Origin of the sequence: Microcoleus sp. S28C3 (genome assembly GCF_036700785.1) — a bacterium.
Taxonomy (GTDB): Bacteria; Cyanobacteriota; Cyanobacteriia; order Cyanobacteriales; family Microcoleaceae; genus Microcoleus; species Microcoleus asticus.
Window position 1 is genome coordinate 37,474 of the sequence record NZ_JAUBPO010000047.1, and the last position, 20,462, is coordinate 57,935.

General features: G+C 45.0%; 17 protein-coding genes and 1 pseudogene. 13 read left to right on the forward strand and 5 right to left on the reverse strand.

Going from position 1 to position 20,462, the window contains the following annotated elements; genetic code table 11:
* Positions 1-133 precede the first annotated feature (133 nt).
* Complete coding sequence (locus QUA13_RS15665) at positions 134-1,777, forward strand: NB-ARC domain-containing protein (protein ID WP_333199874.1); 1,644 nt, start codon at positions 134-136, stop codon at positions 1,775-1,777.
* A 67-nt stretch (positions 1,778-1,844) separates the two neighbouring features.
* Here QUA13_RS15665 and QUA13_RS15670 read toward each other — a convergent pair whose 3' ends face one another.
* On the reverse strand, positions 1,845-3,575 hold the full coding sequence (locus tag QUA13_RS15670; RefSeq protein ID WP_333199876.1) for an NAD(P)H-quinone oxidoreductase subunit 4: 1,731 nt from the start codon (positions 3,573-3,575) through the stop codon (positions 1,845-1,847).
* A 249-nt stretch (positions 3,576-3,824) separates the two neighbouring features.
* Positions 3,825-4,754 carry an ADP-ribosylglycohydrolase family protein gene (locus QUA13_RS15675; protein WP_333199878.1) on the reverse strand — a complete coding sequence of 310 codons (930 nt, stop codon included), beginning with the start codon at positions 4,752-4,754 and terminating at the stop codon, positions 3,825-3,827.
* A gap of 316 nt (positions 4,755-5,070) precedes the next feature.
* On the opposite strand from QUA13_RS15675, the gene minC reads away from it, so the two are divergent.
* From minC to QUA13_RS15715, 8 genes are all read left to right on the forward strand, one after another.
* Complete coding sequence (gene minC, locus QUA13_RS15680) at positions 5,071-5,874, forward strand: septum site-determining protein MinC (protein ID WP_172190818.1); 804 nt, start codon at positions 5,071-5,073, stop codon at positions 5,872-5,874.
* 308 nt (positions 5,875-6,182) lie between these two features.
* On the forward strand, positions 6,183-6,989 hold the full coding sequence (gene minD / locus QUA13_RS15685) for a septum site-determining protein MinD (protein WP_172190817.1): 807 nt from the start codon (positions 6,183-6,185) through the stop codon (positions 6,987-6,989).
* Positions 6,990-7,204: 215 nt separating this feature from the next.
* Entirely contained in the window at positions 7,205-7,576 is a 372-nt protein-coding gene (gene minE / locus QUA13_RS15690) for a cell division topological specificity factor MinE (protein ID WP_333199880.1), read from the forward strand.
* A 203-nt stretch (positions 7,577-7,779) separates the two neighbouring features.
* The gene (locus QUA13_RS15695; RefSeq protein WP_333199882.1) at positions 7,780-8,028 is read left to right on the forward strand and encodes a hypothetical protein; all 249 of its coding nucleotides are present in this window, start codon (positions 7,780-7,782) and stop codon (positions 8,026-8,028) included.
* 157 nt (positions 8,029-8,185) lie between these two features.
* Positions 8,186-8,761: a TerD family protein gene (locus QUA13_RS15700; RefSeq protein ID WP_333199884.1), complete on the forward strand. Its 576-nt coding sequence runs from the start codon at positions 8,186-8,188 to the stop codon at positions 8,759-8,761.
* 12 nt (positions 8,762-8,773) lie between these two features.
* A complete protein-coding gene (locus tag QUA13_RS15705; RefSeq protein WP_333199886.1) occupies positions 8,774-9,376 on the forward strand; it encodes a TerD family protein in 603 nt (200 codons plus the stop codon).
* Positions 9,377-9,499: 123 nt separating this feature from the next.
* Positions 9,500-10,858, forward strand: coding sequence for a VWA domain-containing protein (locus tag QUA13_RS15710; protein WP_333199888.1), 1,359 nt, complete (start codon positions 9,500-9,502; stop codon positions 10,856-10,858).
* Positions 10,859-10,974: 116 nt separating this feature from the next.
* Positions 10,975-11,676: a zinc-dependent metalloprotease family protein gene (locus QUA13_RS15715; RefSeq protein ID WP_333199889.1), complete on the forward strand. Its 702-nt coding sequence runs from the start codon at positions 10,975-10,977 to the stop codon at positions 11,674-11,676.
* Between the two features lie 27 nt (positions 11,677-11,703).
* On the opposite strand, the gene QUA13_RS15720 is transcribed toward QUA13_RS15715, so the two are convergent.
* Together QUA13_RS15720 and QUA13_RS15725 are read right to left on the reverse strand one after the other, a co-directional pair.
* A complete protein-coding gene (locus tag QUA13_RS15720) occupies positions 11,704-12,159 on the reverse strand; it encodes a TerB family tellurite resistance protein (protein ID WP_333199891.1) in 456 nt (151 codons plus the stop codon).
* Positions 12,160-12,602: 443 nt separating this feature from the next.
* Positions 12,603-13,772 carry a DUF58 domain-containing protein gene (locus tag QUA13_RS15725; protein WP_333199893.1) on the reverse strand — a complete coding sequence of 390 codons (1,170 nt, stop codon included), beginning with the start codon at positions 13,770-13,772 and terminating at the stop codon, positions 12,603-12,605.
* A gap of 288 nt (positions 13,773-14,060) precedes the next feature.
* Here QUA13_RS15725 and QUA13_RS15730 point away from each other — a divergent pair, with 288 nt between their 5' ends.
* From QUA13_RS15730 to QUA13_RS15745, 4 genes are all read left to right on the forward strand, one after another.
* On the forward strand, positions 14,061-15,344 hold the full coding sequence (locus QUA13_RS15730) for a PilT/PilU family type 4a pilus ATPase (protein WP_333199895.1): 1,284 nt from the start codon (positions 14,061-14,063) through the stop codon (positions 15,342-15,344).
* 578 nt (positions 15,345-15,922) lie between these two features.
* Positions 15,923-17,554, forward strand: a complete 1,632-nt coding sequence (locus QUA13_RS15735) for a polysaccharide biosynthesis protein (RefSeq protein WP_333199897.1) — start codon at positions 15,923-15,925, stop codon at positions 17,552-17,554.
* A 432-nt stretch (positions 17,555-17,986) separates the two neighbouring features.
* Positions 17,987-19,192 carry a glycosyltransferase family 2 protein gene (locus tag QUA13_RS15740; RefSeq protein ID WP_333199899.1) on the forward strand — a complete coding sequence of 402 codons (1,206 nt, stop codon included), beginning with the start codon at positions 17,987-17,989 and terminating at the stop codon, positions 19,190-19,192.
* A 249-nt stretch (positions 19,193-19,441) separates the two neighbouring features.
* A complete protein-coding gene (locus QUA13_RS15745; RefSeq protein WP_333199901.1) occupies positions 19,442-20,008 on the forward strand; it encodes a DUF4365 domain-containing protein in 567 nt (188 codons plus the stop codon).
* Here the strand turns inward: QUA13_RS15745 and QUA13_RS15750 are convergent.
* Positions 19,998-20,462 (reverse strand): annotated as a pseudogene (locus tag QUA13_RS15750) (IS4 family transposase); the annotation flags it as partial. The gene QUA13_RS15745 and the pseudogene QUA13_RS15750 overlap by 11 nt on opposite strands.

The following is a 20,462-nucleotide window of genomic DNA, read 5'->3' on the forward strand; positions in this document are numbered from 1 at the left end:
TATAAATATCTAAAACTGCCCAAACAGCAAAAAGCAAGCTGAACGTTTGCAGGTTCGATTCAATTGCTCGCCCGCGAGAACTCACATAATATAATAGAAGATAGATTTTTTTAGTATAGGCGAGATTCTTACCTTGACTACTCCGATTCCTCAAAACTTTGTGCAAACGATCGCCAAACAGCGCGCAGTCACAGATGCCGAGTTAGAAACAGTCTTTATGGCTCTTGACGGTCAATCTACGGCGACAATTGCAACCAAGCTTGGCATTAGCGACATCGCCGTTCGCAAAAGACTCGGCGAAGTTTACAAAAAGTTTCAGATCGGGGGGAACGGCCCTGGAAAGCTTTCGGAATTGAGGCATCAGTTGCTGTTTTCATACCACACCGACCAGGGAACGAGCGATTTTAGTCGAGGTAAAGGATCTCTATTCAACCTGGCGGCCGGGGGCCGACAGCAAGATTGGGGTCAAGCACCGGATGTTTCGGTTTTTTACGGACGGACTGAAGAATTAACTACTTTAAAGCAGTGGATTTTATCAGATAATTGTCGCCTGGTAGCGCTGCTGGGTTTGGCTGGTAGCGGCAAAACAACTCTGTCGGTGCAGTTGGCAAAACAGGTACAGAATGAGTTTGATTTTGTGATTTGGCGATCGCTGCGATCGACACCAGCACCATCCGACTTCCTAAGTAACTTAATTGAACTTTTTTCTAACCAACAAAAACCCGATCTGCCGTTAGCGGAGCCCTCGAAGAGGATCGACCTCAACGGGAAAATTTCGCGCTTGGTAGAGGAGCTACGGAAGCAGCGCTGTCTAGTAATTTTAGATGATTTTGAAGCGGTTCTCAGACCCCAAGAATTAGCCGGACACTACCGCGAAGGCTACGAAGGATATCGAGATTTAATTGTGCGGCTCTGTGAAGTCAATCACAATAGCTCTTTAGTGCTAGTTAGTTCGGAAGAACCTACGGAACTGGCTTTGTTGGGGGGAGAAAAAGTGCGGTCTTTAAAACCTGCGATTTCCGAGGAAATTGCGCGGGAGATTTTCCAAGAAAAAGGTTTATCTGCTTCCGATCGAGAGTGGGAAATCTTGTTATCTCGGTACGGAGGCAATCTGTTAGCGTTGAAGATTGTGGCGATAACGATTCACGAATTTTTCGAGGGGAACGTTTTAAAGTTTTTAGAAGCGACAGCCTTATTTATTGAAGAACATATCAGTAATTTGCTAGCGCAGCAGTTCGATCGAATGTCTAGTTCTGAACAAGAGATTGCTTACTGGATTGCTATTGCTCCAAGCCAGATTTCCCTGGCGACTTTACGAGAGCAGATGTTGGTCAATTCATCGCTTTCAGATTTGCTAAAAAAGCTCGATTCTCTGGGTCGTCGCTCGTTGATTGACAAAATCAGTGAGGGCGGGGAAACTGTTTTTATGCTTCAGCCTTTGATCGTGCAATATGTGAGCGACCGATTAGTGGAGCAGATTCGAGCAGAGGTTTTGGAGACGGTTAAGACGCAAGGAATAGACAGAATGGGGCTGTTGAAAACTCACAATTTGAGCGTCAATATTGCTAAAGGAAAAGGAGGGAAAGAGGCTCGAAGCAGCTCTCTTTTAGAATTAGTAAAAAATCGGTTGCAAGTGTTGTTTTTGAAGACTACAGGAGCTGAAGAACCGCTCAATATCTTGAATAAAGTTGCCTCCGATCTGGAGGATAAATCGGTTATTGAGGTGGGATATGCTAGGGAGAATCTGGCGGCAATTATTTCGGAACTTCAGTCTTAACAAAAAAGCGATCGCCCTTTGACAAAAGCGATCGCCCAATTTTCAACACAAACAGAATTCGATAAAATTATTTGACAATTCCAAAAACCGATGCAGATTCAGACCCGATAATTTTGCCCAAAGTCGGCGCTTTTTGAGCTTGGGCAATTCTGGGAACCAAAAATCCCTTCGCATAAATCTGAGGATTGTCTTGAGCGATTTGGATATAAGATTGCCGGACTGTGGCGTTCACTGCCACAGTCTTCGCGTCGTAGACTTGCATCGCCATGTTGGGATAAAAACCAATGCCGACAATCGGTATCAAAAAGCAAAATGCGATCGCCACTTCCCGAGGTTTAGCATCAATAAACGGTGCATCACCAGGCAAAACGCAACTATTACCAAAACAAACCGCTTCATCCAGATTGTTTCTCTGATTCTGCAAATTTAGATCCTCAAGGTCGCAAGCCGCTAGTGTCCCACAATTGTAAAATAACTGTCGCAGCATCGAGAGCAAATAAATCGGCGTCAAAATCAGTCCAACTGCCGCCAGGAACACAGTCACCGCGCGGAAAGAACCGCTGTACATATCGCTAGTGGCGACGCCCACAAACACTGACAATTCGCTAGCAAAACCGCTCATTCCGGGGAGTGCCAAGGATGCCATCGCGCCTGCGGTAAACAAGGCAAACACTTTCGGCATGACTTTCCCAATCTCGCCCATCTCGTCCATGATCATTGTATGGGTGCGATCGTAAGTAACGCCAGCCAGGAAAAACAATACTGAGGCGATTAAACCGTGGGAAATCATTTGCAACAGCGCCCCGTTGATTCCCAAATCCGTGAAAGAAGCAATACCCAACAACACGAATCCCATGTGAGAAATCGACGAATTCGCTAAGCGGCGCTTCATGTTAGTTTGGCCGAAGGAATTCAGCGCGCCGTAGATAATATTGACCACGCCGAGCACGGCCATAATCGGTGCAAAGTAAACGTGTGCTTTGGGGAGAAGTTCCAAATTCAGCCGAATCAGTCCGTATCCGCCCATTTTCAGCAATACACCGGCCAGAATCATCGATACGGGAGAAGATGCTTCGCCGTGGGCATCAGGTAGCCAAGTGTGGAAAGGGAAAATTGCCAGTTTCACGCCGAAGGCAATTAACAATCCCGCATAAAGCAGTAATTCTAAACCCAGTGGGTAGTCCTTCAAGCCTAGTTCTACCATGTCGAAGGTGGGGGTGCCTCCGCCGTAGAATGCCATTGCTAAGGCAGCTATTAAAATAAAGATGGAAGCGCCCGCGGTGTAAATCAAGAATTTGGTAGCTGCGTAGCGGCGGTTTTGTCCGCCCCAAATCGAGATTAGCAGGTACACGGGAATTAGTTCTAGTTCCCAGACAATGAAGAGTAACAGTATGTCTTGGGCGACGAACACTCCTATTTGTGCGGAGTACATCACCAGCATCAAGAAGTAAAAGAGTCGTGGCTTGCGATCGACTTCCCATGCAGCAAAAATAGATAGCGTCGTCACCAATCCCGCCAACAGTACCAGCGGAACTGACAGTCCGTCAACGGAAACAGACCAGTTGAGGCCTAAAGAAGGTATCCAGGAATATTGTTCTACGATTTGGAAACTAGAGATACTCGGATCGTAATGTGTCCAAAACACCCAGCACATTAATACAAAATCTGCAATACCTACGCCTAGCGCATACCAGCGGACGGTTTTGCCGTCTGTATCCGGCAGAAAAGGGATGGCGAGGGAAGCTAGGAGGGGTAGGATGACTATTGCGGTCAGCCAAGGAAATTGATCCGCTATCATGATAGTGAGAATAAATACTTAGTTGGAAGTTACCAAGATTATAATACTAAATTTAATCAAAAATTAAGATTTGTAAATAAATCTTTTTTTTTTAGAGATATGGAGAGTAAATCTGCTAAACACAACTTGCTGCAAAAGTCAAGAAGTTTTGCAGTTATTACTCAGGAGTCATTAGTCGCAGTTTAGCGGTTGACAATTACCGATGACCGATTACTCTGTTGTCATGCAGTGGAAAACTGTGGTAAACATTCAGATCGATCGAGATAAAGTCAAGAGTCGATCGGCGAAAGATGCAATTAAAGGGAGATACGCCAATTGCGAGATCCATTTTTCCGGTATTCCCTCCTCCCCGTAAAAAGCCCCCGCCAATTGTCCGTAAACCGCACCAGTTGTATCCGCGTCGTCGCCCAAATTCACAGCCAACAAACAGCCTTCAGCAAAAGAAGAACTGTTGTAAAATGCCCAAAGTGCCGCCTCCAAAGACTTGACAACATAACCAGTACCTTTGATTTCAGGAGGTTGTCGCCGCTTAAAAGAACCCGCCGCAATCTCATCAATCTCTGCCACCAGCGGATTTGCTGCCCAAGATCCAGAAATCGGACAATATCTTTCCGAAAGCAACACATCTTTAGCAACTCCATTCACAGCGCCCGCAATTAAAGCACCAAAATAGCGGCAAGCATCCACACAAGTAGCAGCACCGTGAGTAGTTCTCGAACTTTCGGCAGATTTTTCTATTACTTCTAAAGGATTTGTAGCATAAAACAAAGGCACGGGAGCCAAGCGCATAATCGAACCATTTCCAGCAGTCCCAGCATCGGTAGAACCACAGAAAGGTTTTCCTGTATTTTTAAACTGCCAAAGTGCTTGTCGCACCGTATTGCCAATATCAAAACACGCACCAGTGCTGCTCAAATGTCCCTCTCGCCACCACCGCACATAAGTTTCTAACTGATGGACAGGATCGAAACCTTGTTTCTCAATCAAACTTTCAGCCAAACAAAGCGCCATCGAAGTATCGTCCGTCCACTCGCCCGGTTGCAGTCGAAACGGGCCGCCGCCAACCATATCGTTAATAGGTGTAAATCTTCCGGGGCGACAGAACTCTAAAGTTGTTCCCAAAGCATCGCCAACTGCTAAACCGAGAAGACTGCCGCGATAAAGTTCTATTTGCTGCATAACGTAATTGAAAATTAATAATTAGTAACCGCTAGTGAATTCAAAACCATTTCTCTCTGCATCTTACCTGCCTGTATAACAATCGATGCCAAAATTGTCAAATTCTCTCATTCTCTCTTCTCTTAATTCTCTTTCTCTGTGTTCTCTGCGCCCTCTGCGGTTCATTAAAACAAAATCTTGTTCACAAACGAAATAGAATTGCCCTAACTACCGTTAAAAATAAAAAAACAAGACTTTTCCCCCCAAAGGCTGAGGCAAAAGACGACTCAGGCTAATATTGATGTTAACCTGTCCCTACCCGAGATCAAACTGTCCCATGACACCCGATGCCTCCGCCGCAGCCGCTGCTGCCGCCCCTCAATCAACACCCGAAGTCAGCTTAGAGTTGCAAGTCCGACTCAAGACAGAAGATGGACAGCTACTGTTGCTACTCCCCCCAGAAACCAACAGCGAACCCGCAACAGCCACGGCCTCGACTTGGACTGAACTTTGGCAGCAGCTAAAAGTCAGGCTGAATGCAGGAGAACGCTTTTGGCAGCCTAACGCAGAAGTACAATTGATGGGGAACGATCGACTTTTAGATATCCGCCAACTGCAAGAGATAGCCTCTGCCCTCTCGGAAGTGGAACTGCAACTCAAACGAGTCCACACCAGTCGCCGCCAAACCGCCGTTGCCGCAGCTACGGCAGGCTATTGTGTAGAACAGCAGCCTCCGGTTTCTTCCCTGAATAAAGCCGCCGCCGAAAAACCGCAATCGCTGGCGGAACCTTTATATTTGCAGATGACAGTGCGATCGGGCGTAGAAATTCGTCATCCAGGCACCGTCGTACTTTTGGGAGACGTAAATCCAGGCGGCTCAGTCATCGCCGGAGGCGATATCCTAGTTTGGGGCCGTTTGCGGGGAGTCGTGCACGCCGGTGCCGGTGGCAACACCAAAAGCGTGATTATGACCTTGCAGATGGAACCGATGGTGATTAGGATTGCTAAGTATGTTGCCAGAGGCCCAGAAACCTCACCCGCTCAGTTTTTCCCGGAAGTCGCCTATGTGACGCCTCAAGGGATTCGGATCGGTAGAGCCTCTGATTTTGACAAATCGCAGTTAGTTGGGGGTAATGAGTAATCGATAATTGGTAATTGGTAATTGGTCATTGTTAATGGGTAATTGTTAATACTATTTCTCTTTAAGCCTGCACTCGATCATTTTTGCCTTGGGTAAATCTGTCACTAAAAGACGATTTGAAAAATCAGTGCAAATTAATAGATAATAGTAGAACAAGGAGAGTATTGAGTGTTGAGTTAATTCACTGAATAACAGATTACTGCAAAATTTCCAAAGAATAGTTGCCAATTATCAATTACTAATTCCCAATTACTAATTCCCAATTACTAATTCCCAATTACTAATTCCCAATAAATCTAAAATCGCTTATGGCTCGCATTATTGTTGTTACATCAGGGAAAGGCGGGGTAGGAAAAACCACCTCTACAGCCAATCTCGGCATGGCTTTAGCTAAGCGGGGACGCAACGTTGCCGTAATTGATGCCGATTTCGGTCTCAGAAATTTGGACTTGCTGCTGGGCTTAGAAAATCGGATTGTTTACACGGCATTAGAAGTTCTCGCAGGAGAGTGTCGGTTAGAGCAAGCTTTGGTGAAAGACAAGCGGCAGCCGCGCTTGGTGCTGTTGCCGGCTGCCCAAACTCGGATGAAAGATGCCATCAGCGCCGAGCAAATGAAGCAGCTTGTGGGGATGTTGGGAGCAAAATACGACTATATTTTGATCGACTCTCCTGCTGGAATTGAACAAGGTTTTCAAAATGCGATCGCCCCGGCCCAAGAAGGCATCATTGTCACCACTCCAGAAATCGCTGCTGTCCGCGATGCCGATCGAGTCATCGGCCTGCTGGAAGCCAACAACGTCAAGAAAATCAACCTGATCGTCAACCGGATCAGACCCGCAATGGTGCTGGCAAATGATATGATGTCGGTGCAAGACGTGCGGGAAATCCTCGCGATTCCGCTGTTAGGCGTCGTTCCCGACGACGAGCGCGTCATCGTTTCCACCAACCGAGGCGAACCATTAGTATTGTCGGAAACGGCCTCTTTAGCTGGAACTGCCTTCGACAATATTGCCCGCCGCTTAGAAGGCGAAAAAGTTGAATTTCTAGATCTCAATCCCCGTCGGGAAAACTTCTTCACTCGCCTCCGCAAGTTCTTAAACACTAAAATTATGTGATGTGCTCATTGGCGATCGGTCTTTAACCGCAGCAACTGCATCACAAAAACTAGCCGAGATTTCCCCCAGTGACACCAGTTCCCAAAAAGAATGAAACTGTAGGTCAACTCCAAACCCTTAGGGAATGAGTGATTCCCCAATCGAAAATCGAAAATCGAAAATCGAAAACGGTATGACCTTTTCTATGCCTAACCCTTGACAAACCAGCCCGACCCATGATACACACACTTCTCGAACGACTTTTCCCGCGCACCCCTGACAACAGCCGCGACGAGGTAAAACGGCGCCTCAAACTGGTTCTAGCCCACGATCGCTCAGAACTCAGCCCAGAAATGGTTGAGTCGATGCGCCGAGAAATTCTAGAGGTGGTATCTCGCTACGTGGAAATCGATACCACCGGGTCTGAGTTCTCGCTGGAAAGTGACCAGCGAGCCACAGCACTGATTGCAAATCTCCCGATCCGGCGAGTCAGGCACGAACATCCATCGGGGAATTTGCCCCAGAGTTTGCCCCAAAATCGGCCCGAGTATGTACCTGAGTATGTACCTGAGTATGTAGTCGAAACTCTCCCAGACACTAAAGAGTGATAGGGATTAACATTTTTATTTCAGACAACGAGTTCGATCGGCTCGATCGCCATTTAAATTAAACTATAGCAACCGCTTTCGTCGGTTAGAAAATAGACTAGAATTAGTCGCCATTCGGGGCGCTCGATCGCCCCGACAAGGGGTCCAAATCTTACAGTTACAACCTCCGTTATCAGGTCATCCGAGCGATCGAGCTAAATGGCATGAACAAAATCGAAGCCGCTCAAGAGTTTGGAATCAGTTGCAACACCATCGACTTGTGGCGTCGATCGGCAAAGCGAAACACGAGACTTCCAAGCTGTTCGATCGACCCCCTGGTAATGGTCACTTGCATCACAAAACGAGCAAAGTTCCGAGAGTTTGTCAAACTACACAAGCACAATACCCAAGCTGACATTGCACAACTGTGGGAGGCAGGGCATGATTGCTTTGTACTCAGACCAAAAAAATAATTAAGAGTTGTAATCACTATTGACATCTGCACAATTAGCTAATATTCTTTTTATTTAAGATTAAAAATTCTACAACTCTTTTCAGCAAAAACTTAAAAAAGTTTTCAAGTCCGCGCCTCCCTCCATAACCACTTTTAATCAAGAGGAAGATTGAATCATGGCAGTATCTCTGACCAAAGGACAACGGGTATCGCTAGAAAAAATTTCACCAGGCCTCTCAGAAGTATTCATCGGACTGGGATGGGATGTTAAAGCTACAGACACGGGTTCTGACTTTGACCTAGACTCATCATTGTTCCTCTTAGGTGCTAATGAAAAATTAATTTCTGACAACCACTTCATTTTTTATAACAATCTCACAAGTCCCGATCCAGACAAATCCGTGCAGCACATGGGAGATAACCTCACCGGGGCAGGGGAGGGGGATGATGAAGTTATCAAAATCAACCTCAAAAAAGTGCCTAACGATATCCAAAAAATTCTTGTAACTGTAACCATCCATGAAGCACAGCAACGCCGTCAAAATTTTGGTCAGGTGCAAAATTCCTTCGTGCGGATCGTTAATTCCCAAACACAACAGGAAGCGGTTCGCTATGACCTTGTAGAAGATTATTCCATAGAGACAGCGCTGATCATGGCTGAACTTTACCGGAAAGACGGCGAGTGGCGTCTCAATGCAGTGGGAGCCGGTTATCAAGGTGGTTTACAAGCATTACTCGATCGTTATAGCTAAAAGGTAAAACACATGGGAATTAACCTACAAAAAGGACAGCGCATCTCCCTTTCCAAAGAAGCGCCCGGGCTAACAAAACTGATCTGCGGATTAGGGTGGGATGTAGCAAAACGCTCAGGTGGGGGTTTGTTTGGGGCTTTTAGCAATGCTCCCGATTATGATCTGGATGCCTCAGTGATGTGTTTAGATCGAAATGACAAAGTGAATGATATGGCAAATATCGTTTATTTTGGCAATCTCTCCCACCGTTCAGGAGCTATTACGCATCTAGGTGATAATCTGACTGGAGCGGGAGAGGGAGATGACGAGCAAATTCTCGTCGATTTATCTCGAATGCCCTCGCAAATTGTCAAACTGGTTTTTACAGTTAACATTTACGATTGCATTGCACGCAAGCAAGACTTCGGACAAGTTCAAAATGCGTTTGTGCGTTTGGTTAATACGTCTAATAATCATGAACTCGCAAAATATAACCTATCAGGTTCTGAATACAAAGGCATGACTGGGATGCTCATGGCAGAAATCTACAAGCATAATGATGAGTGGAAAATGGCGGCCATCGGTAACGGTGTTAAGGTTAATGGGTTACAGGAACTTGTGAAAACCTATGCTTAACAACTCCTTCGGTACATAGATGCTCCTTACTTCCTGGAATCCGAAGTGGGCTACAACGATCGAAACCTTTTTTTGCTGACAATAGCTAATCAGCCGAATTTACATTGAAGGAAAACCAATAGAATGGGAATCCAATTAACCAAAGGTGAAAGGTTAAATCTTTCTAAAGCTGCTCCAGATTTAAAACAGGTGGCGATTGGCTTAGGTTGGGATGTGAGCCAGGTTGGTCAGAGCTATGATATTGATGCTTCTGTGTTTATGTTAGGTGCTGCTGGCAAAATAATTCATGAAAAATACTTTGTATTCTATAATAATCTGAAATCACTGGATGGCTCTTTAAGACATTCAGGAGATAACAGAACTGGGCAAGGCGAAGATGATGATGAGACTATCTACGTAGATTTGACAAAAGTCAAGATTGCTATTGAGCAAATAGTTTTTGTTGTCACTATTCACGAAGGGCTGGAAAAAAATCAAAATTTCAGCCAAGTTAAAAATGCGTTTATCAGGCTTTACAACCAGGAAACAGGAGTCGAGTTAGCTCGGTACGATTTAAAAGAAGCTTTTTCTCAAGAGACAGCGTTGGAGTTTGGCAGATTATATAGAAAAGACTTAGAATGGAGATTTAAATCAGTAGGAGAAGGCTATAAAGCCGGCTTGCAAAGTTTTGTTGATCGATATTTTGTCGATACTCAACAGGAAGAGAAGAAAGTTGAGAGTTCTGTATTAACTTATGAAAAAGAAACCCAACAGGCACCTATTGATATTACAAAAAAAGCCGACATCAGCCTTTTAAAAGCAAAAGTAGATATTTGTCTTAAAAAGAAAGGAATTGATAATATCCTAGCAAGAGTTGCTTTGGTTTTGGATATTTCTGGCTCTATGAGCCATCAATATAGTTCTGGTGCAGTGCAAGCGTTCCTTGAAAGAATAGTTCCAGTAGCTAGCAGACTAGATGATGATGGTACATTAGATGTTTGGTTTTTTGGCTCAACATTCAAAAGAACAAGCTCGGTGACGGAGACAAATGTTGATGACTATATCACAAAAGAAGTCGGCGAAATGAAGAGAGCTTTAGTTGTTTTTAAAATGCCTTCTCTGATGCTGGAATTAGGCGGGGGAAACAATGAAAGTTTGGTAATACAAGATGTCATAAAAAAGTATACTCAGGAAAAGCCTAGTAAACTGCCTGCATTTATTGTTTTCCTTAGTGATGGAGGCGTTACTAACGAGCAAGAAATTAAAAAATTTATAGTTGACGCTGCAAAGTATCCGATCTTTTGGCAATTTGTTGGATTGGCTGGTTTTAACTATGGAATTCTGGAAAGACTAGACAGTATGGGTGGCCGGGTGGTTGATAACGCTAACTTTTTTCATTTAGACGATTTGGGAAACATCACTGATGAACAATTGTATGAAAGACTGCTCAATGAATTTCCCGCTTGGATTAAGCAGGCAAGATTGAAAGGAATATTAAAATAGGGAAATCAGAGCCTTTTGTTGCGGACTGTGGCAACTATCAACTCACCCCATAGCCCTAGCTGAAATTAGCTCAAATTAACAAGAACATTACGATAAAAAATTCCTACACTCAGTCAATGTCGCTCTACGATCGCCTAGACTTAACCAAACACAATCGCAAGCTAAAACTCCCCCTCTCTCAACGGCTAAACCTGACTAGAACCCCCAAACTCTGCTGTCACGGCTGTCGTTCCCGTATCCAGCCTCAATGGGAGTTTTGCCCTTGCTGTGGAATAGTTCTAATTGATAATGATAGCGATTTTCGCCGTTGTATTTGGGTAGATGTATCAGGAATGGATGTCGCACCCGAAAATAAAGAAGCGATCTTTTCCCTACTGATGGACGCATTCTCCAAACTCTACGGCGCATTTAGAAGCATCAAAATATTTTTGACCTCCGATCCCCCCGATCCCAAAGAGTGGGGCGAAGATTTTACCCATGTTTATATATTCGCTGACAGCCAGCCCGTTGACTATCTTGGCGTGGCTAGCTTCAAGTCGGGAATGGTTACAGATCGGGCGATTATTCGGATTGACCAAGTATTCTATGCTTCATACAATGCCAGCCTTAGTCTCAATCAATTATCTAACTTAATTGCAAATACCATTGCCCATGAAATAGGACATACACTAGGGCTCGATCATTCTGCACTTCCCACCGATGTCATGCACAATGGACTCGTTCATACTGTTCATAGCTTAATGCCTCCATCATTTCATGCAGAGCAAATAAACTCCATGAACAATGCTATTCGCAGATATAAAGCCTTGAATAATTGATTGGCATGAACCAGAGAATAGCTAAATTTAGAGGTCGAATTCCCCAGGATTAATACCCACAGCATGGCAAGCTTCTCTAACAACCTTCTTTTCATCTTTGTCAAAATTACCATCCGCACCGCCGATAATAATCCCTATTTGGATGACTGCCCGACCTTGGTCTAGTTTTTTATTGAGTTTGGCTATGGCTTGGATAGCCTCAACCTTACCAAAATCGAAGTCTTGTGATAGCTTCTCACAATAAAAATCAAATTTTTGCTTCAACTCCGACGCCGGAAAAATTTTGAGTGTTTCATTTGAAACTATTAGAGCCGTCGTTTTTTGTCTTTCAGCAGCATTGATAGTGCCATCAGCAGCAGCAATCAATGCACATATTGCCATTGAGGCATCAGCAAAATCATTATTTTTAAACTTGGAAATGTTGGTTTGCAGAGAATCGTTGATTTGTGATACGTTCTGCTTTAATTGCTCCCAGAAACTCATTTTTTCTCCTATTTGGTGAATGAGATATGATGTTTGCGACCGGAGTCGGAGTAATCTAAGCTGCTCTTAACTTGCCAAGCAATTGCCGGGCCCTGTAAGACGCTCAAGTTTATGGATTACACTCCTGTAGTTTATCATGTTTCTTAAAATTTTAGATTAATAAATTATTTCGGAGTCAATTTGCAGCCGACTGATAAATATCCGTTGCTACCAGCAAGGAACTAGGGTCATAAAATTAGCACATTGAAGCACTTCCAGTCTCTGTCCCAACCGACGAAAGCAGTTGCTAAATCTTTCTACAATTAAAATCTTGTGGGGCGGGAACTCTTAGCGCGCTCCAAATATGCGATAGAAATGGGAAAAGTTTGTGATACCTGAAAACTCATGAAGTTAATCCTCATAACTAATCGCTCTTTCCAGAGCAGCTTGCGTCCCGGACTATCTTAATAACTAATCGCTCTTTCCAGAGGATCTTGTAACTGGAGTTCTAAGGGTCGGTCGGAGCGAATTTCTAAACCGGGTAAATCATGTTTGACTAACATTTTTTCGCCTGTTTCAGCAGTGGCGCTCGGCCAGAGTACCCAGCGGCTGCCAGGGGAAAGAGTGCTTAAACTTGCAGAGTTTTGAGTCAGCCAAATTATCGGCAGTTTCGACCGATTATCGATCGCATCTTCTCCAGCATTAACTGCAGCTAAAGTTTCCAAAACTACCCTGTTCCCAGAGACGAGTCCAGTCCCGGCAGTCCAAAGTTTGACGTTTAACAGGCGCTTGCTAGCATAGAAGTACAGGGATGCAGCTACAGTTACGGCTCGTTCAAATTCTTCTGGCTGCCACGCCGCAGCGCTGTCGAGAGCAATAATAATTTCTTGACCGCCGGCGGCAACTTCTAATTCTCTCACCCGCAGTTCTCCGTAGCGGGCGCTGGTGCGCCAGTGAATCAGGCGGGTGGGGTCTCCGTGGCGGTAAGGTCTCAGGTTGCGGGTGAGGCCTTCTGTAGCAGCTTGCGATCGACTGCGATTGTAAAATTGCGGGCTGTCTTCTTGACCGATGCGATCGATCAAAGGGCAAGTGCTCAACGGCAAAACTTGTGGATAGACAATTGCCACCGCTTTGACTGGGCGACTGCGCCGGCACCAAAACAACCCTAAAGGCGCTGCAGTCCTCAAGTTTACCTCTTGCCACCGATAGACGCCCCGCTGCCGGACTTCTAAATAGTATGTATCCCTGTATATACTGTTAGGGTCTATGACTTCGATCGGGCGGACGATTGGTTCTCCCAGTACAAACGGCAAGATGTCTACCACTTGCAACAAAGTCTTAGGTTCGCTGGCGCTATTTTCGATTTCTAGTTCGACGGTGATTCGATCGCCAGCACTCACCGGTTCGATCGGGCGGCGGCGGACTTCCAAGGAACGGAGCGATTTTCCCGGCAAAACCGCCGCTACTCCCAACAACGCCAAACCCCCACCGCTAAGCGCGTACAGCCACCCAGACATTGTATTGGTCGCAGACCCAAAAAAGAAAACCGTCATCCCCAAGAGCAGCCAACCCGCGTAGGCGGGGGTAACAGCGCGATTTTCGAGCCAGTCGGCAATTTTGTGACCGATGTTCATAGGAGTTGCAATTGTTAATTACTCGATCGCCCCATCAAGCCTAATTGTAAAATATTCTCAGCATTTAGCACCGAATTAGCTGCGAGCCATTAGATTAGAAATCGGGCATTTTTTCGCCATAAATCACATTGACCCCGCCCAAAAACGGATACAAGCCCCCGACACTCAGTCAGGGTCGATCCCCAAATTTTAGACTCTAGTTCCTGCTCCCAGATTAATCTGTGGAGTAAATCTAAAATCTAAAATCTAAAATCTAAAATCTAAAATAGACTGACTGGAGACCAAAAAATGAACCCATTAAACAATCCTACACCCGTTCAACCAGAGGCTCAAGCCCGCCGACGAACACCGCCGCCACCGCCGCCCTTGGCTGTAACACCCGCGCCTCCTGCACCCGCGCCTCCTGCACCCGCGCCTGCCCAGCAGCAGCGGCCTGTCGAGACACCCGTCAGCACGATCGAACAAATGGTCAGAGACGCCCATAGCGCAGGAGCTTCCGACATTCACATTCGAGTCGGCCAAGTACCTCGATTTCGGATTCGGGGCGTGATGCAAGTAGCAACTACCCACCCCAAAGTAACGCCAGAAATTTTTGAACATTACCTAGCCGAAATTCTCACCCCCGAACAGCGAAAACAGTTTGCAACTACCAAGGAATTAGATTCAGCAATTTTTTATCCGGGCTTCGTGCGGTGTCGGCTAAACTGTTTTGATTCCCTCAGCGGCGGTGCCCTAGTATTGCGGTTGATCAGTTTGGAAATACCTACTATCGATTCCTTGAGGTTGCCAGAAGTTTTCAAAAATATCATTTTGCGATCGCAGGGATTAATATTGGTTACGGGGCCTACCGGTTCGGGGAAATCGACAACCGTAGCTGCGATGATCGACCACCTCAATCAGATGGAGCAAAAGCACGTAGTTACAATTGAAGACCCGATTGAATTCATTCACCCTTCTAAAAAATGCTTGGTCAGCCAGCGGGAAGTCGGCTTGCATACCCACGAGTTTCAGCAGGCTTTGCGGGCAGTTTTGCGGGAAGATCCGGATGTAATTCTGATCGGGGAAATGCGCGATCGCGTTACCATCAATACAGCATTGCAAGCAGCTCAAACTGGTCACTTAGTATTGGGAACTCTCCACACTCGCAGCGCCATTAACGCTCTTAATCGGTTGTTGAACCTGTACCCGCCTGAGGAACAACAGGCGATGCGGATTCAAATTTGCGATTCTTTAGTAGCGGTAATTGCCCAACTTTTGCTGCCAACAGTGGACAACCGTCGGGTAGCAGTTCACGATATTTTGGTGAATACACCTGCCATGCACGATTACTTGATGAAAGGTGCTGATGACGAAGCTTTCCGGTTGATGGAACATGATACTTACGAAGGAATGCAGATTATCAACCAGGGTCTTTACAAACTGGTGCTCGAAGGCAGAGTGACGATCGAAGAAGCAGCAAAAACTTCTCCCGAAGCCAGCGATTTAGACCGCCGCTTGCGGACAGGAGGCTACGATGTTGCGGACGCTCGCGGCTTTGAAGGCAGCAAAAAAGAACGCACCGTTCGCGCCTAGTCGCACCACACATACAGGGGTAGGCACAGCAGGACTACCCCACCGCTCGGGTAGCAATTTTTTCAGTGGAGCGAAATATTGGGCGTTATTATGCGTAATATTACTTAATTTTTTCAGCTTATTTAGTAGCAACAAATACATTTTTCTTACGTAATAAAATGCTACTATCTATGTCAAGGATATTGTTAAGTTTTTTAAACACCGACCCTACTTTACATTAACTTTAAAATTGCGTGAAAACTCGCAGGTGATTACAAAGAAATAGTAAAGATCTGTTATTAGTATTGCCAACAGTCAGCAACTTAAGTTTATAGTTGTAGAGACAAAATTTGAACAGAGAAGGTTCCGACTTTGCCGATCGCAAAAGTAAGCAGGTAAAAAAAGCGCTTAATAAAACTACAAGTAGGCTTAATACAAGTAATTAGTAGCAGAGCCGATCGCGTGTCTTTCCGATTAAGTAGCTTTCAGTCTAAAAAATCCTAAATCTAGACAGGCTTTTAAAGATTCTGTCCATCAAAAATCTGTTTAACAATTTAGAATCAGCAACCGTATTCCTAGAAATTAAAGGAGACCAAAAAGTGAAGAGTGCATTTAACCCCTCAGAAGTGTTTGAAGGTGCCAGCAAAGCAGAAATCATCGATCGCATCCAGCAGCTAGTTCCCCCGGGTTCTCCGGAACCGCAAGATCCTGAAATCCTAGCGGCCTTACAAACTCTCACCGCACAGCTAATCGCAGCCTATCAAGCCGACGGACAATTAGAAAGCGAACCTTTTAGCGACGTGCGCGGTCGCACAATTCACCTATACGCATCCGCAGTCAGCAGCCAAATCAAAGGAAAAAGCATCCTCATTACCGGTGGAGAAGGATGTGTCGGTCGTTTCTTAATCGCAAAACTCCTCGAACTAGGCGCCACGAAAATCATTTCCGCAGACAACGCCCGATGTCAAAACCCCGAAGAAAATCTCCCGCTTTTTACCAAAGAAGGTGCAGTAACTTTCTATGCCGCAGACATTCGCAACTTCGAGGCGCTGAAACACATATTTGAGATAGAAAAACCAGAAATTGTTTTTCACTTAGCAGCCCAACGCCAACCCGGACTAGCTGAAATCAAAATCAGAGAAACAGTTACAACCAGCCTGTTAGGATGTAAACACATCATCCAACTGTGCGAAGAATACGGCATAGAACACTGCATCTTCTCTTCCACAGGCAAAACATCTCGATATTTTACAACCGAAGTTTACGCCGCCTCCAAAAAGTTTGCCGAATGGCAATTTGCCAAAGCAGCTCAAGAAGGAGATGTCACTTACGGGATGGTTCGCTTTACTCATATGTTGGAAAATAGCTTGTTTTGCGAGCAAATGTCTAACAAAGTAAAGCAAGGTAAAACTGTCAACGTTCACGCACCGCACCGCTACGTAACCGCTCAAAATCTTGTCGAAGCCGTACATTTATTGCTGAATTCGCTGGTTGTGTCCGTTCCCGGAAAACTGAAATTTGTCGCCGTGAGTAATCTCGGGTGGCCGACAGAAACCTTGGAAGTAGCTCTTTATAAAATTCTTGAATCAGGCAAAAATTTGCCGATTTATTTTCAAGGACTTTTGCCGGGATACGAAGAACCATTTTTCCTCGGACAGTTTGACTGGAAAAAACCTACAGACATTCACCTCCTAATTAATGTTTTGGAAGATCCTTTTAGAAGTGTTGATGATGCTGGTGACATGGTGAGTGTAGAATTAGCTCCTTTTTCTTTGCGCGTGTTAGATAAACAAGTGTCGAAGCTGGAAAGCTTAATCGGCGATCCAGCTTTCCCGGAAGTGCAAATCAAGCACGCTCTTGTCGCAGCAGAAAAAGAAGTGATTGCTTCCTCTTTTGCGTGGAGTTCCCCCGAAGACTTGTTGAAGATTTTGCAGTGGGGGATACATCCGAAGAAATTGCAAGGTTACGGAACGGAAATCGCTGACTACAGCGAGATTATCGAACTCCTCCTGCAAGGAATATACGGGCGGCTTAACCAAGAAGTCCTGAACAGTGCTGGAGTTACTGCTGATGAATTTGATGACTTAGTGGAGAGTCTTTCTACGCTGGATTCTATTCAAGCAGAAGTGGGATATTTGCGATCGGTGTCGAGATATATCAGAGAATTTGCACCCCCCGCACAGTTCACCACCAAAAAATCTGAACCTTTTGCTATCCCCGATGCAGCGTAGCTTAAACATAGTTTTGAGTTTGGAGATTGCTTCCTGACTTGCCACCCACAGGGGGTGAATGAGCTAAACATCGACCAAGTTGTTAGTTAATTACAAACAGAACACCCAGAAACCAGTTTTCTCCAAGAAACCTGGTTTCTAAGCGTGTTTAAGGTTTAGTTAAATTGATATACTTACCTTTTTTAGAATCGACATGATATGATATTATTTGCAATCCCATAAGAGAAATCAAATTAATTTGTAGCGAGGACACCAGTGCTAGTAGTTTTATTAGGACTTAAGCCATCATTACCAACGTTATAAGGGTGATTTTTCGAGCGCATGATATGATGATACTTTAGATAGCGTTGTGCAATGAGTTAACAAAGATACGATTAAATTAAATGGACTCAATGAACGCAACAAATAAAATTAAATTAAGGTACTAGAATTGTGGAAATAAATCAGCTACTGTTTTTATTGATTGATGTTGTGCTATTGGCGATCGCCCTGATCCTTCTCATTCCCGTTGCAGTTCTATTTCTAGAATGCTGTGCAGCTTTCTTGTCCGACCTGGGCGAGACAGCGGAAACTAAAGCGCCCCGCCCCAAAGTAGCAGTTTTAATTCCCGCTTACAACGAAGCAGCAGGAATTGCCACCACCATCTCCACCATATTGCCGCAGCTAACACCTCAAGACCGCTTGTTAGTGATTGCTGACAACTGCACGGACGCCACGGCAGAAATCGCCCGTAACTGCGGTGCAAATGCGATCGAGCGCCAAGACACACAGCGCAAGGGCAAAGGATACGCACTGGATTTCGGCTTGCAGTCGATCGAATCCGACCCCCCAGAAGTAGTAATCATGGTTGACGCAGACTGCATTTGTCAGCCAGACTCTATAGAAAAATTAGCCCGGGTTGCAGTTGCCGAACAAAGACCAGTGCAAGCGACTTATTTAATGGAACAGCCGCCCAATCCTACTCCAAAAGATTCAATTTCTGCTTTAGCCTTTCTCGTGAAAAACTTAGTCCGTCCCAGCGGATTAAAACAGTTAGGATTTCCATCATTGCTAACAGGAACTGGCATGGCTTTTCCGTGGTCGATAATTCGATCGGTTACTCTAGCAAGCAGCAATATTGTTGAAGATATGCAGATGAGTTTGGATTTGGCGATCGCCGGACATCCAACCGTATTCTGCCCCGAAGCCAACGTCACCGGGTGTTTGCCACAGCAGCAGCAAGCAGCCAAAAGTCAAAGAACCCGATGGGAACACGGTCACATACAGACATTATTAACTCAAACTCCCCGGCTGACAGCAGCATCTTTACAGCAAAAACGGTTTGACTTATTGGCGATCGCCCTTGACTTATCCGTCCCTCCCCTTTCGCTGTTAGTCGCTATCTGGCTAGCCACTTTTGCCGCCTCATTACTAGCAGCAACCTTGGGAACATCGCCGATTCCTGCTATCTTGTTAGGAGTACAAGGACTGCTAATTTTAGTTTCAATTGTCAGCGCTTGGGCTAAATTCGGGCGTGCCGATATTTCCGGCGCAACTCTTTTATCCGTACCTTTTTACATCCTGTGGAAAATCCCTTTGTATCTGGGTTTTCTCCTGAAGCGGCAAACTAAATGGGTGCGGACAGAACGCGATGTTTAGTATTCGGTAGGGTGCGTCAGCCAAATAGTTGACGCAACTAAAAAATCTCGTTTCTGACGCACCTTACGACGCATAATATGTAAATATAAGTAACTTTTTTGAGTGCCACGACTCATGTTTTTGAGTGGGATTGTGTGCCGAACTTGATCCAGAAAAGGAGATTCCCACGGGGAGTAAGAAGGTTGACATAGATGATAAATCTGCGGTTTTAGGTTAAACAAACTATTATACCGGATCTGCGATACAATTATGAAAGCTGATTCAAACTCTCGTACTGGAAGAATTGGTGTTGCCGGAACAGCCTTACTCTTTGAGAGATTAGGTTGGATCTTTCGTGAGCAACCTATAGAAGACTATGGTATCGATGCTCACCTTGAAGTGGTTGAGAGTAATACAGCAACAGGTAAATTAATTGCACTTCAGATCAAATCTGGGAAAAGTTGGTTTAAGGAGAAAACCACTGATGGCTTTGTTTTTCGTGGCAAGACAGATCATCTAGAATACTGGCAGAAACACTCATTACCTGTCATGGTTGTTTTATATGATGATGAGGAAGAAATTGCTTATTGGCAGGCAGTTAATAGCAGTAATGTCCCGAAGACCAATAAGGCATGGAAACTTATTATCCCTTTTGAACAGCAGATCAATATTCTATCGCTTAAAAAAATTCAAGAGTTTAGTAGAAAACTGACTGCGACTAATGGTTACACAATCCTTTCATTTCAGGATGTTAGTCATGGTGGGGCAAAAAGATATTCTGCAAACATTCTTCTAAGCAAGGAATCTGGGGGGGTGACAAAGAGGTCTACGAGATAGACTGTATAAGGGTTGCTGCCCGCATACCTTGTTGATAAAAGCGGCGTTTAGAAGGAGTTAACTTCATTAACTGTTCTACCTCGTCAGAATATTGTTCGAGATAATTAACCCACTTTTGTCCATCTGAACCAACACCAAATGTACTCCGTCTTCGATATCTTTTTTTAGGTTCTTTGCGGCGAGATACGTATTTTTGTACCTGATTTTTCCTCATTTCGCTGCCTTGAAATATTCCCGAACTGTAGGCGAGCGTCATGAGCAAAATCATGTTAATAAGTCGGTCTCCTTTTAAGCTGGTTCCTTCAAGATCGTAGCCTCCTGTTTTACAGTCTCGGAACATTTCTTCAATACCCATCCGCTGCTTATAAGCATTGATAGCTGCCGGCAATGACCCTAAATCTGTGAGTATAAACCACGCTTCATCAACCTTCCATCCCCCGTAGTTCCTTTTCCA

Bases quoted from the DNA above. Each gene is read 5' to 3' on its own strand.
- minC (WP_172190818.1), top strand. From the start codon at position 5,071: ATGACACCCGATGCCTCCGCCGCAGCCGCTGCTGCCGCCCCTCAATCA.
- QUA13_RS15710 (WP_333199888.1), top strand. From the start codon at position 9,500: ATGGGAATCCAATTAACCAAAGGTGAAAGGTTAAATCTTTCTAAAGCT.
- QUA13_RS15715 (WP_333199889.1), top strand. From the start codon at position 10,975: ATGTCGCTCTACGATCGCCTAGACTTAACCAAACACAATCGCAAGCTA.
- minE (WP_333199880.1), top strand. From the start codon at position 7,205: ATGATACACACACTTCTCGAACGACTTTTCCCGCGCACCCCTGACAAC.
- QUA13_RS15670 (WP_333199876.1), bottom strand. From the start codon at position 3,575: ATGATAGCGGATCAATTTCCTTGGCTGACCGCAATAGTCATCCTACCC.
- QUA13_RS15705 (WP_333199886.1), top strand. From the start codon at position 8,774: ATGGGAATTAACCTACAAAAAGGACAGCGCATCTCCCTTTCCAAAGAA.
- minD (WP_172190817.1), top strand. From the start codon at position 6,183: ATGGCTCGCATTATTGTTGTTACATCAGGGAAAGGCGGGGTAGGAAAA.
- QUA13_RS15730 (WP_333199895.1), top strand. From the start codon at position 14,061: ATGAACCCATTAAACAATCCTACACCCGTTCAACCAGAGGCTCAAGCC.
- QUA13_RS15675 (WP_333199878.1), bottom strand. From the start codon at position 4,754: ATGCAGCAAATAGAACTTTATCGCGGCAGTCTTCTCGGTTTAGCAGTT.
- QUA13_RS15720 (WP_333199891.1), bottom strand. From the start codon at position 12,159: ATGAGTTTCTGGGAGCAATTAAAGCAGAACGTATCACAAATCAACGAT.
- QUA13_RS15695 (WP_333199882.1), top strand. From the start codon at position 7,780: ATGAACAAAATCGAAGCCGCTCAAGAGTTTGGAATCAGTTGCAACACC.
- QUA13_RS15725 (WP_333199893.1), bottom strand. From the start codon at position 13,772: ATGAACATCGGTCACAAAATTGCCGACTGGCTCGAAAATCGCGCTGTT.
- QUA13_RS15700 (WP_333199884.1), top strand. From the start codon at position 8,186: ATGGCAGTATCTCTGACCAAAGGACAACGGGTATCGCTAGAAAAAATT.
- QUA13_RS15745 (WP_333199901.1), top strand. From the start codon at position 19,442: ATGAAAGCTGATTCAAACTCTCGTACTGGAAGAATTGGTGTTGCCGGA.